Origin of the sequence: Burkholderia sp. AU31624 (genome assembly GCF_020420065.1) — a bacterium.
Lineage (GTDB): Bacteria > Pseudomonadota > Gammaproteobacteria > Burkholderiales > Burkholderiaceae > Burkholderia.
Genome location: NZ_JAIZRT010000009.1, coordinates 66,712 through 80,183, shown reverse-complemented (window position 1 = coordinate 80,183; position 13,472 = coordinate 66,712). Strand labels below are relative to the sequence as shown.

The 13,472-nt window shown below is 67.6% G+C and carries 11 protein-coding genes; 5 read left to right on the top strand and 6 right to left on the bottom strand.

The window, feature by feature from the left end; genetic code table 11:
- Positions 1-119: 119 nt before the first annotated feature.
- Together gabD and LGM89_RS29165 are read right to left on the bottom strand one after the other, a co-directional pair.
- Positions 120-1,589, bottom strand: a complete 1,470-nt coding sequence (gabD, locus tag LGM89_RS29170) for an NADP-dependent succinate-semialdehyde dehydrogenase (protein ID WP_226274755.1) — start codon at positions 1,587-1,589, stop codon at positions 120-122.
- A gap of 92 nt (positions 1,590-1,681) precedes the next feature.
- Positions 1,682-2,971 carry a 4-aminobutyrate--2-oxoglutarate transaminase gene (locus tag LGM89_RS29165; RefSeq protein ID WP_226274754.1) on the bottom strand — a complete coding sequence of 430 codons (1,290 nt, stop codon included), beginning with the start codon at positions 2,969-2,971 and terminating at the stop codon, positions 1,682-1,684.
- A 119-nt stretch (positions 2,972-3,090) separates the two neighbouring features.
- Here LGM89_RS29165 and LGM89_RS29160 point away from each other — a divergent pair, with 119 nt between their 5' ends.
- Entirely contained in the window at positions 3,091-4,602 is a 1,512-nt protein-coding gene (locus LGM89_RS29160) for a PLP-dependent aminotransferase family protein (RefSeq protein WP_226207340.1), read from the top strand.
- A gap of 118 nt (positions 4,603-4,720) precedes the next feature.
- On the opposite strand, the gene LGM89_RS29155 is transcribed toward LGM89_RS29160, so the two are convergent.
- From LGM89_RS29155 to LGM89_RS29145, 3 genes are read right to left on the bottom strand one after another with little or no spacing between them, the layout of a single operon-like run.
- On the bottom strand, positions 4,721-6,253 hold the full coding sequence (locus tag LGM89_RS29155) for an SLC13 family permease (RefSeq protein ID WP_226274753.1): 1,533 nt from the start codon (positions 6,251-6,253) through the stop codon (positions 4,721-4,723).
- Positions 6,254-6,283: 30 nt separating this feature from the next.
- Positions 6,284-7,057 carry an IclR family transcriptional regulator gene (locus tag LGM89_RS29150; protein WP_089475750.1) on the bottom strand — a complete coding sequence of 258 codons (774 nt, stop codon included), beginning with the start codon at positions 7,055-7,057 and terminating at the stop codon, positions 6,284-6,286.
- Positions 7,054-7,953 (bottom strand): N-formylglutamate amidohydrolase, encoded by a 900-nt coding sequence (locus LGM89_RS29145; RefSeq protein WP_226274752.1) that lies wholly within the window; start codon positions 7,951-7,953, stop codon positions 7,054-7,056. The genes LGM89_RS29150 and LGM89_RS29145 overlap by 4 nt, the downstream gene beginning before the upstream one ends.
- A gap of 348 nt (positions 7,954-8,301) precedes the next feature.
- Between LGM89_RS29145 and LGM89_RS29140 the strand changes: the two genes are divergently transcribed.
- On the top strand, positions 8,302-9,405 hold the full coding sequence (locus LGM89_RS29140; protein WP_226274751.1) for a porin: 1,104 nt from the start codon (positions 8,302-8,304) through the stop codon (positions 9,403-9,405).
- Positions 9,406-9,440: 35 nt separating this feature from the next.
- On the opposite strand, the gene LGM89_RS29135 is transcribed toward LGM89_RS29140, so the two are convergent.
- The gene (locus LGM89_RS29135) at positions 9,441-10,277 is read right to left on the bottom strand and encodes a DMT family transporter (protein ID WP_226274750.1); all 837 of its coding nucleotides are present in this window, start codon (positions 10,275-10,277) and stop codon (positions 9,441-9,443) included.
- A gap of 115 nt (positions 10,278-10,392) precedes the next feature.
- Here LGM89_RS29135 and selD point away from each other — a divergent pair, with 115 nt between their 5' ends.
- The 3 genes from selD (at position 10,393) to LGM89_RS29120 (ending at position 13,448) form a co-directional block, all read left to right on the top strand.
- Positions 10,393-11,457, top strand: coding sequence for a selenide, water dikinase SelD (selD, locus tag LGM89_RS29130; RefSeq protein ID WP_076841442.1), 1,065 nt, complete (start codon positions 10,393-10,395; stop codon positions 11,455-11,457).
- 73 nt (positions 11,458-11,530) lie between these two features.
- Positions 11,531-12,121 carry a LysE family translocator gene (locus LGM89_RS29125; RefSeq protein ID WP_206147068.1) on the top strand — a complete coding sequence of 197 codons (591 nt, stop codon included), beginning with the start codon at positions 11,531-11,533 and terminating at the stop codon, positions 12,119-12,121.
- Between the two features lie 247 nt (positions 12,122-12,368).
- Positions 12,369-13,448: a purine-nucleoside phosphorylase gene (locus LGM89_RS29120; protein WP_011353903.1), complete on the top strand. Its 1,080-nt coding sequence runs from the start codon at positions 12,369-12,371 to the stop codon at positions 13,446-13,448.
- Positions 13,449-13,472 lie beyond the last annotated feature (24 nt).

Sequence of the window (13,472 nt, the reverse complement as noted above, 5' to 3'; positions counted from 1 at the left end):
GGGGCGAGGAGGGGAAGAGATGACGCGGGCACGGCGGAGAGGAGTACCGGCCCGCGTCGGACCGCCCGGTTCCGGCCGGGCGGTCAGGACCTGTCGCCGAAGCGCCAGGCCCTGAACCGTCAGACGGCGAGGCAGAGGTACTTGATCACGACGTAGTCGTCGATGCCGTAGTGCGAGCCTTCGCGGCCGAGGCCCGACTGCTTCACGCCGCCGAACGGCGCGACTTCGTTCGAGATCAGGCCCGTGTTCACGCCGACCATCCCGTATTCGAGCGCTTCCGCCACCTTCCACACGCGGCCGATGTCGCGGCTGTAGAAGTACGCGGCCAGGCCGAACTCGGTGTCGTTCGCGAGGCGGATCACTTCGTCGTCGCTGCCGAACTTGAACAGTGGCGCGAGCGGCCCGAACGTCTCTTCCTTCGCGACCTTCATCGTCGGCGTGACACCCGTCAGCACGGTCGGCTCGAAGAAGCCGTGGCCGAGCGCGTGGCGCTTGCCGCCCGTCACGACGGTCGCACCTTTCGCGAGCGCGTCCTCGATATGCGCCTCGACCTTCAGCACGGCGGCTTCGTTGATCAGCGGACCTTGCGTGACGCCCGGCTCCGTGCCGCGGCCCACCTTCAACTGGCCGACGGCTGCCGCGAGCTTCTGCGCGAACTGGTCGTACACGGCTTCATGCACGTAGAAGCGGTTCGTGCACACGCAGGTCTGGCCGCTGTTGCGGTACTTCGATGCAATCGCGCCCTGCACGGCCGCATCGAGGTCGGCGTCGTCGAACACGATGAACGGCGCGTTGCCGCCGAGTTCCAGCGACACCTTCTTGACCGTCGCCGCGCATTGCGACATCAGCAGGCGGCCGACCGGCGTCGAGCCGGTGAACGACAGCTTGCGCACGATCGGGTTCGACGTCAGCTCGCCGCCGATCGCCTTCGGGTCGCCCGTGACGACGCTGAACACGCCCGCCGGCACGCCCGCGCGCTCGGCCAGCACGGCCATCGCGAGCGCGGAGAACGGCGTCGCCTCGGCCGGCTTCACGACGATCGGGCAGCCTGCGGCAAGCGCCGGGCCGACCTTGCGCGTGATCATCGCCGCCGGGAAGTTCCACGGCGTGATCGCCGCGCACACGCCGATCGCTTCCTTCGTCACGACGATGCGCTTGTCGCTCGCCGGCGTCGGGATCGTGTCGCCGTACACGCGCTTGCCTTCTTCCGCGAACCACTCGAGGAACGATGCGGCATAGCCGATCTCGCCCTTCGCTTCGGCCAGCGACTTGCCCTGCTCGGTGGTCAGGATCAACGCGAGATCGTCGGCGTTTTCCATCATCAGGTCGTGCCACTTGCGCAGGATGACCGCACGCTCCTTCGCGGTCTTCTTGCGCCACGCCGGCCAGGCGGCGTTCGCGGCTTCGATCGCGTGACGCGTCTCGGCCGTGCCCATCGCCGGCACCGTGCCGAGCAGGCCGCCCGTCGCCGGGTTGCGGACTTCGAACGTCTCGCCGTTCGTCGCGCCTTGCCATTCGCCGTTGACGTACGCCTGCTGGCGGAACAGCGACGGGTCTTTCAGTGCCAGGGTTTCCTGAACCGTGCTCATATGAATCACCTGCTTCGAAAAGGACGGATGAAACGGCCGCCGCCGTCATGAAGACGGCGGCGGCGCATTCAGTGGATGAAATCGACGGACACTCAGGCCGGCACGCCGACCGTTTCCTTCAGCACTTCCTCGAGGATCACGAGCGCTTCGTCGAACACGGCTTGCGGGATCGTCAGCGGAAACAGGAAGCGCACGACGTTCGAGTACACGCCGCACACGAGCAGCAGCAGGCCGCGCTCGAGCGCACGCGCCTGCACGCGCTTCGTGAATTCCGCATCCGGCTCGCCCGAGCCCGGCTTCAGGAACTCGACCGCGATCATCGCGCCCGGGCCGCGCACGTCGGCGATCTGCGGCACGTCGGCCTGCAGTGCGTTCAGCTTCGCCTTCAGCACGTCGCCGAGTTGCGTCGCGCGTTCGCACAGCTGCTCTTCGTCGATGATCTCGAGCACCGCGTGTGCCGACGCGACGGCCAGCGGGTTGCCCGCGTACGTGCCGCCGAGGCCGCCGGGCGCTGCCGCGTCCATCACGTCCGCACGACCGACGACGCCCGACAGCGGCATGCCGCCCGCGAGGCTCTTCGCCATCGTGATCAGGTCGGCCAGCACGTCGTAGTGCTGCATCGCGAACAGCTTGCCGGTACGCGCGAAGCCCGTCTGCACTTCGTCGGCGATCAGCAGGATGCCGTGCTCGTTACAGATCTTGCGCAGTGCGCGCACGAACTCGGCCGGCGCCGCGTAGAAGCCGCCTTCGCCCTGGACCGGTTCGAAGATGATCGCGGCGACGCGCTTCGGATCGATGTCGGCCTTGAACAGCATCTCGATCGCCTTGATCGAGTCGGCGGTCGTCACGCCGTGCACGGCGTTCGGGTACGGCGCGTGGAACACGTCGCCCGGGAACGGGCCGAAGTTCAGCTTGTACGGGGCGACCTTGCCGGTCAGCGCCATGCCCATCATCGTGCGGCCGTGGAAGCCGCCCGAGAACGCGATGACGCCCGGGCGGCCGGTCGCTGCACGCGCGATCTTGATCGCGTTCTCGACGGCTTCCGCGCCGGTCGTGAAGAACGCGGTCTTCTTCGGGAAATCGCCCGGCGCGCGGTCGTTGATCTTTTCAGCCAGCTCGACGTACGACGCGTACGGGACGATCTGGTAAGCGGTGTGCGTGAAGTTGTTCAGCTGATCCGCGATCGCCTTGACGATCTTCGGGTGGCGGTGGCCGGTGTTCAGCACCGCGATGCCGGCGGCGAAATCGATGAAGCGGCGGCCTTCGACATCCCACAGTTCCGCGTTCTCGGCGCGGGCTGCGTAGAAATCGCACATCACGCCAACGCCGCGCGGGGTGGCGGCGTTCTTGCGGGCCTGCAGGTCGGCATTCTTCACGGTCATCTCCTTGATGTTCTTTCCGGTGAGTAGAAATCGGGCGCTTCGACCGCCCATGGAGGCGACTATAATCACATTTGGCTCTGGCAATCAGAGCCATTTCAATAAATATTCAGGAGCCAATCATGCGCGCGAGCGTGTTGTCGGACTGGCTGGCGCAGCGCCTCGTGCGCGGCGGCGAACAGCCGATCTACCGGCAGCTTCACCGGCTGCTGCAACAGGCGATCCTGTCGCGTGAACTGCCGGCCGGCACGCGCGTGCCGTCGTCGCGGCTCCTGGCTGCCGAGCTCGGGATCGCGCGCAACACGGTCACGCAGGTTTACGAGCAGCTTGCGCTCGAAGGCTATGTGAACTCGGCGACCGGCCGCGGCACGTTCGTCGCCGACAGCGCGCCGGACGAGATCGTCGGTGCGCCGACCGACGCGGCCACCACCCACGCGGCGCTCGTGCAGCCGTCGGCGCGGCGGCTGTCCGCGCGCGGCACGCGGCTCGTGGAAGGCGCCGGCGTGTCGAAACGGCAGGGCGGCGCGTTCATGCCGGGCGTGCCCGATGTGTCGCGATTTCCGGCGCGGGTGTGGACGCGGCTGCACAACAAGTACTGGCGGCGCCTGCGCCCCGACCTGCTGACCTACGCGCCGGGCGGCGGGCTCGCGCTGTTGCGCGAGGCGCTGGCCGACTACCTGCGCACGTCGCGCTCGGTGCGCTGCACGCCCGAGCAGATCGTGATCACGACCGGTATCCACCAGTCGATCGACCTCGCGGTGCGGCTGCTGACCGACCCGGGCGATGCAATCTGGACCGAGGATCCGTGCTACTGGGGCGTGCGCAGCGTGCTGAACGTGTCGGGGCTGACGACGCGGCCGATCCCGGTCGACGACGAAGGCATCGCGCCATCGGCCGCCGATCTCGCCGAACCGCCGAAGCTGATGCTGGTCACGCCGTCGCACCAGTATCCGCTCGGGATGGTGATGAGCCTCGCGCGGCGGCGGATGCTGCTCGAATACGCGCGCCAGCACGGCTGCTGGATCATCGAGGACGACTACGACAGCGAATTCCGCTACGGCAGCCGGCCGCTCGCGTCGCTGCAGGGTCTCGATACGGCCGGGCAGGTGATCTATGTCGGCAGCTTCGGCAAGACGCTGTTTCCGGGGCTGCGGGTCGGCTACCTGGTCGCACCGGAACCGCTCGCGGAAAGTTTCGCGACCGCCAGCGCCGAGCTGTATCGCGAAGGGCAGTTGCTGCAGCAGGCGGTGCTGGCCGAATTCATCGCGGAAGGGCACTTCGTGTCGCATATCCGCAAGATGCGCACGTTATATGGGCAGCGCCGCGAGGTGCTGCTCGACGCGGTCGCGCAGCGCTACGGCGACACGCTGCACGCGCTCGGCAGCGATGCGGGGCTGCATCTGGTCACGCAGTTGCCGGACGGCGTCGACGATCGCGCGGTCGCGCAGGCCGCGCTCGAACGCAATATCGTCGTGCGGCCGTTGTCGGGGTATTACGCGGACCGCGACCGTGCGGCGTCGGGGTTGCTGCTTGGCTATGCGTGCGTGCCGGAGGACGAGATCGCGACCGCGTTCGCGACGCTCGCCGAGGCGATCGACGAGCGGGCGTTCGGTCGGGCGGTCGAGGCGGCTTGAGCGGCGTATGCGGTGGCGGTATCGCGTGGCGATGCCCGCCGCGGCCATCGATGCCGGACGGCGGCGTGCGCTGCGCACCGCGAAGCGCACGCGCGTTGTGCAGACCCTGCCGCGAACCTCAATACCCGATCCACACCGCGAACGTCAGCACGACGCACGATAGTGCGAGCAGCGTCAGGAACAGCGGCAGCACGAAGCGGATCCACGCGCCGAAATCGACGCGAGCGGTGGCCAGATACGCGAGCAGCATCCCGGACGTCGGCGTGACGAGGTTCGTCAGCCCGCCGCCGAGCACGAACGCGAGCACCGACGTCTGGCCGCTCACGCCGGAGAGCTGCGCGATCGGCCCGATGATCGGCATGCTGACCGCGGCCTTGCCCGACACCGACGGAATGAACACGTCGAGCACCATCTGCACCCCCATCAGCCCGTTCGCGACCCACACCGGCGACTGCCCGTCCGCGAGCCGCGTGAAGAAGTGGATCAGCGTGTCGAGCACGAGGCTGTTCTGCAGCAGCAGTTCGACGGACGCGGCGAGCCCCATCAACAGCGCCGCGAGGATCATGTTCTTCATCCCGTCGACGAACGCGTCCGCCGCGCTGCGCGAATCGAGCCCGCCGATCACGGCCGTCACGATGCTCACGAACGTATAGAACGCCGCCAGCTCGACGTTGCCCCACTTCAGTTCGCGCGTGCCGTAGATCAGCATCGCGACCGCTGCGGCGAACACGGCCAGCGTCGCCTTGTGGCGTAGCGACAGCTTCGCGGTTGCGTGTGCGGCGTGGCCGGCGGCGGTCTGCCCGGCGCGATAGCCGGTGCTGCGCACGTAGCGCAGCAGGTACAGGATGCCGATCGTCAGGAAGACGACGAACACGGCCGCGCGCAGCGCGACGCCGCTGAACAGCGGTACGCCGACGAGCGGCTGCGCGACGGCGAGCGCGAGCGGGTTCGTCACCGACGCGATATAGCCGATCTTCGCGGCGAGTGCGACCAGTGCGACCGCGAACAGGTCGGAGAGACCCAAGCGCCGCGCGATGACGACCACCATCGGAATGATCACGAGGTACTCGGAGATGAAGCCGAGCAGCGTGCTGCCGAGCCCGATCAGGATCATCAGCATCGGTGTCAGCAGGTACGCATTGTTGCCGGTGAGCTGCAGCAGCCGGTCGATACCCGCGTCGACCACGCCGGTGCGGCGCATCACGCCGAACATCCCGCCGACGAACATCACCATCACGATCAGCGGCGCGTTCTTCAGCAATCCTTCCGGTATCGCGACGAATGCCGAGACGAGGCTCGCGGGCATCGCATGCGTGGGCGTGCTGTGGCTGACTGCCGGTGCAACGAGCGTCGTGAGCGCGGTGGTCTTCGGTACCACGTGATAGGTGCCCGGCACGACGAGGCGGCCGTTGCGCTCGAAGCGGCCGGAATCGACGATCCACGTGAGTGCGATCGCGACGGCCAGCACCCACAGCATCATCACGACCGGATGCAGCATCTTGCCGTGCGGATGCGGCGCGCGGCCGGCGTGGGCCGACGCGTCGCCGGGCGCATTGTCGGCCGCGTCGTGGCTCGCTGCGTCAGCCGGTGCCGCGAGCGTGGTGGCGTCGGCGGCGCGTGCGCCGGCAGGGTTCGGGGAAGAGGCGGTCATCGGATCCTCGTCGGAGAAGGAAGCGGGCCGTCAGGCCGGTTGCAGCGCGGCGCGCGCCGGGACGTAGCCGAGTTCGGCGGAAATCGCGAGGCTGCATGCCTGCAGGCGCTCGAGATAGTCGGGAATATCGGCGTGGCTCACGCGCACCTCGGGCCCCGTCACGCTGACCGACGCGACTGTCGCCCCCGTCAGGTCGCGCACCGGCACCGCGATCCCGACCGCGCCGGGCGTCACCTCGCCGCTGCTCACCGCATAGCCCTTGCGCGCGACCGCGTCGAGTTCGCCGGCGAGCTTCGCCGGATCGTCGGCGTGCCCGTTTCGACGCAGTTGCGCGAGATAGTCGTCGCGCACCGGATCGGGCGCGAACGCGAGCAGCACCTTGCCCGATGCGCCGAAATTGATTGGCCGGCGGTTGCCGACCGCGCCGACGGTGCGCACCGCGTGCGTCGTTTCGCAGCGCGCGACGCACACCGATTCGAGCCCTTCGCGCACGCGCAGCACGATCGTCTCGTTGATCGCCTGGTTGAGCGCGAGCATGTGCCGGTGTGCGGCGCGCACGAGCGCGTTCTGCTGCGACGCGGCCACGCCGATCACGAACGCCTGCGGGCCGAGCGCATAGGTGGACGTGCGCGGGTCCTGCACGACGAAGCGGTGCAGTTCGAGCGTGCACAGCATCCGGTACGTGCGCGACTTGTTGATGCCGAGCTGCGACGCGAGTTCGGTCACGCCGAGGTTCGGATGCTCGGCCACGTAGGTCAGCAACTTCAGCGCGCTGTCGACGGCGTCGACGATGTAGGTCGTCATGCGGGGTCTCCCTGCGGCGCGATGCGCGCGCGGACGTAATCGGCGAGTGCATCGAGATACGCATCGACCGAGCGCTTCAGCGTGGCGAAGCCCGCGTGTTTCGTGAATGCGGCCTCGTCCATGTACAGCGCGCGGTTGAATTCGATCTGGATGCTGTGGCGCTGTCGCGCGGGATCGGCGAGCGCGGTCAGCAGGTCGCCGCCCTGGTACGGGTCGTTGACCTGCACGCGATAGCCGGCGTCGGCGAACCACTGCGCGGTCCACGCGGTGAAGGCCGGGTCGGCGGTCGTGCCGCGCCGGTCGCTGACGACGACGTCCGGCCGCCATGCGCCCGCGTCGACGTTCATCGCGTTGCCGCGCGACTTCATCGAATGGCAGTCGATATGCCACAGCGCGCCGTGCGTGGCGTGCAGCGGCTCGGCGATGCCGGCGAGCGCGCGGCGGTACGGCAGGTAGTACACGTCGATCCGGTTGCGGACTGCTTCGAGCGACAGCTTGCGGTCGTACAGCGGCACGCCGGGCAGCGCGTCGCGCCGGATCAGCCCCATCCCGCGCTGCGTGTACGGCTGCGGCGCAAGCGGCTCGGGCCACGGTTCGGCGAGCAGCGTCGCGTCGATGTCCGTTTCCGCGCGGTTCGGATCGATGTACGCGCGCGGAAACGTCGCGCCGAGCAGCGTGCCGCCGCGCGCCGGCGCGCCGGCCCACAGTTCGTCGACGTACGCGTCCCACGTCGTGCGGATCGCGTCATCGGGCGCGACGGTGGCGAAGTCCGGCGGATACGCGATGCCGCTGTGCGGCGAATCGACGACGATCGGCAGCGCCGGCACCGTCGGCGTCGCGACGAAATACGCAGGCGACGCACCGGCAGTCGCGTTGTTGCAATTAAACGTCAGCATGGGGATCAGGTTCTTTACCTAGTTTCTCGAAGCGTCTCGTGCGTTTGTTTTAATCATTAAAACAGTGTATCAATATTTCACAACGACTGAAAATCGCGGTCAAGGGCTTTTTTCGATACCGGGATTGCACGTCGCGATCTGGCTAGAATGCCCGTGGTTATTGGACTCGTTTCATTCGTTGAAACGCCTGGTGATTCAGGGGTATTCGACTCCCATGTGAGATTTTTGGCATTGCTTGACGCTTCAAATCGCCGAATTCGACAATTAATAAGACGATGTTTTATTCAATAAAACACGTATCGAGCGAATTAAATCGCTCCCCATATTCATTTGATAAAAGGGTCGGAGATGAAGCGAAAAGGAATGGCGGTCGCGCTGGCGGGACTCGCATCGGCGGCGGGTGCGATGCACGCGCATGCGCAGTCGAGCGTGACGCTGTACGGTGTGGTCGACTCGGGGATCACGTACACGAACAACCAGAACGGCCACGCCGCGTGGCAGGCAACCGGCGGCAACGAGCAGGGCACGCGCTTCGGGCTGCTCGGCAAGGAAGACCTCGGCGGCGGCACGCGCGCGGTGTTCCGGCTCGAGAATGGCTTCAACATCGAGAGCGGCGCCGCGAGCCAGGGCGGCCGGCTGTTCGGGCGCCGTGCGTACGTCGGGCTGGAAAACGACCGCTGGGGCACGCTGACGATGGGCCGCCAGTACAACGCGGCGCAGGAAGTGCTGGAGCCGCTGCAGATCGGCGCGACCACCGCGCTCACGCAGTACGCGCTGCATCCGTTCGACACCGACGACCTGAACAACACGTTCCGCACCAACAATTCGGTGCAGTACCAGACGCCCACCTGGTACGGCTTGCGCGCGGTCGGCCTGTACGGCTTCTCGAATTCGACGTCGTTCGCGCAAAACCGCGTGTGGAGCATCGGCACGAGCTACGAGAACGGGCCGCTGCAACTCGGTGCGGCCTACGTGCGCGTCGATCATCCGGCGCTCGACACCACCGGCGCGGCGGCATCCGACAACTACTACACGTTCATCAAGGGCGTGACACGCCAGCAGATCTGGGGCGCGGGCGGCGCGTATGCGTGGGGCGCCGCGACGTTCGGGCTGCTTTACACGAGCTCGCTGTTCAACCTGCAGACGGGTGGCGCGATGCGCTTCAACAACTACGAGGGCAGCGTGCGCTACCTGATGACGCCCGCGCTGCAGTTCGCGCTCGGCGAAACCTATACGCAGGTGCTCGCGTCGCAGGGGCCGAAGCCGAGTTCGCACTACCTGCAGACGAGCGTCGGTGCACAGTATTTCCTGTCGAAGCGCACCGATATCTACGTAAACGCGTTCTACCAGCGTGCGTCGTCGAACACGGTGGCCACGATCGAAGGAATCTCGAATCCGTCGAGCACGCGCACGCAGATCGTCGCGGTGACGGGCATCCGCCACAAGTTCTGACGCGCCGGCAAGCCGCGAGCGCGCGCGCTTTCCGCTTACAGCCGGATCAGCGCCGCGCCCGCCACCACCAGCGCGCATGCGGCGAGCCGCTGCGCGCCGGGCCGCTCGCGCATCACGAGCCAGCCGATCGCAACCGCGAAGATCGAGCTCGTTTCGCGCAGCGCGGACACCGTTCCGACCGGCAAGTACCGGTACGCGAGGATCACGATCCCGTACGCCGCGAGCGAGATCGTGCCGGCAATCGCGCCCTGCGTGAGCGCGGTGCGCGAGCCGAGCACCGCGCGCGGGCCGCCCCGCGCCGCGCAGACCAGCACGAACTGCGGCACGCTCCACAGCACGTACACCCACGCGATGTAGCCGAGCGCGTTGCCGGACACGCGCGAGCCGATGCCGTCGCAGATCGAATACGCGGCGATGAACACGCCCGTGAGCAGTGCAAACGGCACGCCTTCGCCGGAGAACCGGAAGCCGCGTCGCAGCGCGAGCGACATGATGCCGAACGACACGAGCGCGATGCCCGCGAAGCCGAACGGCGTCGGCCGCTCGTGCAGGATCGCGAGCGCGAGTACCGACACGAGTAGCGGAGAAATCCCGCGTGCGATCGGGTAGATCTGTCCGAATTCACCACTGCGATATGCGCGCGCCAGCGTGAAGCAGTACGCGACCTCGAGCACGGCCGACCCGGCGATGTACGGCCACGCGGCAGGCGCCGGCGCGGGCAGCAGCGCGACGCCGGCCGCGCCGAACACGAAATACGGCAGCGACATCGTGCCGAGCTGGACGAGCCGGTCTTCGCTCACGTGGAGGAAGGCATTCCAGATCGCGTGCAGCAACGCGGAGCACAGCACGAGGCCGATGAAGAGGTGGTCCATGGACGATGCGGCGGACAGGGGCGGGAGCGGAGGCGGCGCCGTCATTATGTGGGTATCGGGCGCACTCGCATGGAATTGTCGATAATGGCGTGTTGTTATTCACCGGATGCCGACCATGACCGAAGCCACCCAAGCCCAGCCTGCCGTTCCGCGCCTCACGAGCCTGTCACATGGCGGCGGCTGCGGCTGCAAGATCGCGCCGGGCGTGCTGTCCGAGCTGCTGAAGCGCGCGACGCCGCCCGCGCTGTTCCCGGATCTGCTGGTCGGCACCGAGACCTCCGACGACGCGGCCGTCTACCGCCTCAACGACGAACAGGCGATCGTTGCGACCACCGACTTCTTCATGCCGATCGTCGACGATCCGTTCGACTTCGGCCGCATCGCCGCGACCAACGCGCTGTCCGACGTCTATGCGATGGGAGGCAAGCCGATCCTCGCGCTCGCGCTGGTCGGCATGCCGATCAACGTGCTGCCGCACGAAACGATCGCGGCCGTGCTGCGCGGCGGCGAATCGGTGTGCGCGGACGCCGGCATCCCGGTCGCGGGCGGCCATTCGATCGATTCGGTCGAGCCGATCTACGGGCTTGCGGCAATCGGCGTCGTGCATCCGTCGCGTGTGAAGCGCAATGCGGCCGCGCGCGCGGGCGACGTGCTCGTGCTCGGCAAGCCGCTCGGCGTCGGCGTGCTGTCCGCCGCGCTGAAGAAGAACCAGCTCGATGCCGATGGCTATGCGCAGATGGTCGCGACGACCACCAAGCTGAACCGGCCGGGCGCCGAGCTCGCCGCGCTGCCGGGCGTGCATGCGCTGACCGACGTGACGGGCTTCGGGCTGCTCGGCCATACGCTCGAGCTGGCGCGCGGCGCGCACCTCACCGCGCGCGTGCACTATGCGTCGCTGCCGTGGCTCGCGGGCGTCGAGGCGTTCGTCGCCGATGGCGTGTTCACCGGCGCGTCGGGTCGCAACTGGGCCGCGTACGGCGCGGACGTGCAGCTGGCCGCCACGCTGCCGCCCGTCGCGCAGGCGCTGCTGACCGATCCGCAGACGTCGGGCGGCCTGCTGGTCGCGTGCGCACCGGAGGCCGTCGACGACGTGCTCGCGTGCTTCCGTGCCGACGGCTTCGACCGCGCGGGCGTGATCGGCGAGATGGTGGACGGGCCTGCACGCGTCGACGTCGCGTGACGCTCACGCGCCACACAGGATTTTTTTTGCGGTCGCTAGAATCGATGCCTTCCATCGAAGGCATCGACGACCGATGAACGACTTCCTGTTCGGGCTGATGATCGCGCTGTCGGTCGGGCCCGTCGCGCTGATGATCGCGAACTACGGAATGCGCGCCGGCACCGCAAGCGGCGTGCGCGCGGCGGTGGGTGTCGCGACGGCCGACGGCTGCTATGCGGTCGTCGCATTCACGCTCGGCGCAATGCTCGCGAGCACGCTCGCCGCCCATCTGTTGCTGTTTCGCCTGGTCGGCGCGCTCGTGCTGCTCGCGATGGGCGCGCGGATGCTGTGGCAGGCGCTGCGGGATCGCCGCCGCACGCTCGACGGTGATGCACGGCCGCCAGGCAGCCGCCCGTTTTCATCGATGTTTTTCGTCACGCTGGCGAATCCGCTCACGATCCTGTTGTTCTACGGCTATGCAACGGCTGCCGCCGGTGCGCATCGACACTGGCTGCTGGGTGCCGCGTGCGTGTTTGCCGGCAGCCTCGCGGGGCAGCTCGTGTTCGCATTCGGCGGCAGCGTGATCGGCCGGATCGTCAAGTCGCCGGCGCTGCTCGCGGCGAGCCATGTGGTCGCGGCGCTTGTCGTGCTGGGTTACGGGGTGGCGGGGCTGGCGCGGTTGTAGCGGTTCGCCGGATTACGCGCGTGCCAGTGCGATTGACGCGTCGGTGTCGAGCAACCGGATAGTAATCCTGATGGTGTGTCGACGCGCGGAGACCATTTCCTGCGTCATTCCCGCACGTAGCGGACCCGCACCGTCGCACCGCCGCCGTTTCGTAGTCGGGTTCCGCATCGGGCACGCGCGTTCTATACTCCGACGCGCAGTCTACGAGAGCCGTTCTCACCCAACATCATCGAAACAAGGAACGCCGATGCTGACTCGCTCCATTCTTTCCGCCGCTGCATTCTCGCTCGCAGCCTGTGCGACCGCGCCGTCGATCGCGCAGGACAACCAGGGCAACAACGCGGGCAACAATGCATTCGCCGAGACCGGTGCACAGGGCCGCCCGGTCAAGGTCATGATCATCACGATGTTCGGTCCGGAGGGCCAGGCCTGGCTCGACCGGATCGGCCCGTGGCGCGACATCGCCGTGCCCGGCCTGTCGCCCGATTACCCGAACGTGCATTGCAACAAGCAGGACGTGTGCGTGGTCACGACCGGCATGGGCTATGCGAACGCGTCGGCGACGATCATGGCGCTCACGTTTTCGCAGCGCTTCGATCTGCGCCGCACGTACTTCCTGATCTCCGGCATCGCCGGCGTCGACCCCGCGCAAGGCACGGTCGGTTCGGCCGCGTGGTCGAAATACCTCGTCGATTTCAGCCTGCAGTGGGAGCTCGATGCACGCGAGATTCCGGCCGGCTGGAATACCGGCTTCCTCGGCATCAACACGAAGAGCCCGAACGACAAGCCGCCGCTCGACTATCGCACCGAGGTGTTCCAGCTCAATCCGCAGCTGACCGACGCCGCGGTCGCGCTGTCGCGCAACGTCGTGCTCGCCGACAGCGCGCAGGCGCAGGCCGCACGCGCGAAGTTCAACTACGCGCCGGCGAACCGGCCGCCGACGGTGATCCAGTGCGACACGTCATCGGGCAACACGTGGTTCTCGGGCACGCTGATCGGCGAGCGCGCGCGCCAGTGGACGAAGATCCTGACCGACGGCAAGGGCACGTACTGCATGACCGCGCAGGAAGACAACGCGACGTATGAAGCGCTCAAGCGCGCGGCGAGCGTGAAGCGGGTCGACCTGTCGCGCGTCGCGGTGCTGCGCACCGGGTCCGATTTCGACCGGCCGTATGCAGGGCAGACGAGTGCCGACAACCTGCTGAACTACGCGGACCAGGGCGGCTTCGCCCCGGCGACCGAAAACCTGTACCGCGCGGGCAATCCGCTGGTGCAGGACATCGTGACGCACTGGGGCGAATGGCGTGACGGGGTGCCGCGTCGGTAAGTGCCGGACGACGACTCAGCCGCG

What these genes read in the sequence shown, in the direction of transcription:
- LGM89_RS29165 (WP_226274754.1), bottom strand. Translation starts at nt 2,971, where the DNA reads ATGACCGTGAAGAATGCCGACCTGCAGGCCCGCAAGAACGCCGCCACC.
- LGM89_RS29145 (WP_226274752.1), bottom strand. Translation starts at nt 7,953, where the DNA reads ATGCTGACGTTTAATTGCAACAACGCGACTGCCGGTGCGTCGCCTGCG.
- LGM89_RS29150 (WP_089475750.1), bottom strand. Translation starts at nt 7,057, where the DNA reads ATGACGACCTACATCGTCGACGCCGTCGACAGCGCGCTGAAGTTGCTG.
- LGM89_RS29120 (WP_011353903.1), top strand. Translation starts at nt 12,369, where the DNA reads ATGCTGACTCGCTCCATTCTTTCCGCCGCTGCATTCTCGCTCGCAGCC.
- LGM89_RS29160 (WP_226207340.1), top strand. Translation starts at nt 3,091, where the DNA reads ATGCGCGCGAGCGTGTTGTCGGACTGGCTGGCGCAGCGCCTCGTGCGC.
- LGM89_RS29125 (WP_206147068.1), top strand. Translation starts at nt 11,531, where the DNA reads ATGAACGACTTCCTGTTCGGGCTGATGATCGCGCTGTCGGTCGGGCCC.
- LGM89_RS29155 (WP_226274753.1), bottom strand. Translation starts at nt 6,253, where the DNA reads ATGACCGCCTCTTCCCCGAACCCTGCCGGCGCACGCGCCGCCGACGCC.
- LGM89_RS29140 (WP_226274751.1), top strand. Translation starts at nt 8,302, where the DNA reads ATGAAGCGAAAAGGAATGGCGGTCGCGCTGGCGGGACTCGCATCGGCG.
- LGM89_RS29135 (WP_226274750.1), bottom strand. Translation starts at nt 10,277, where the DNA reads ATGGACCACCTCTTCATCGGCCTCGTGCTGTGCTCCGCGTTGCTGCAC.
- gabD (WP_226274755.1), bottom strand. Translation starts at nt 1,589, where the DNA reads ATGAGCACGGTTCAGGAAACCCTGGCACTGAAAGACCCGTCGCTGTTC.
- selD (WP_076841442.1), top strand. Translation starts at nt 10,393, where the DNA reads ATGACCGAAGCCACCCAAGCCCAGCCTGCCGTTCCGCGCCTCACGAGC.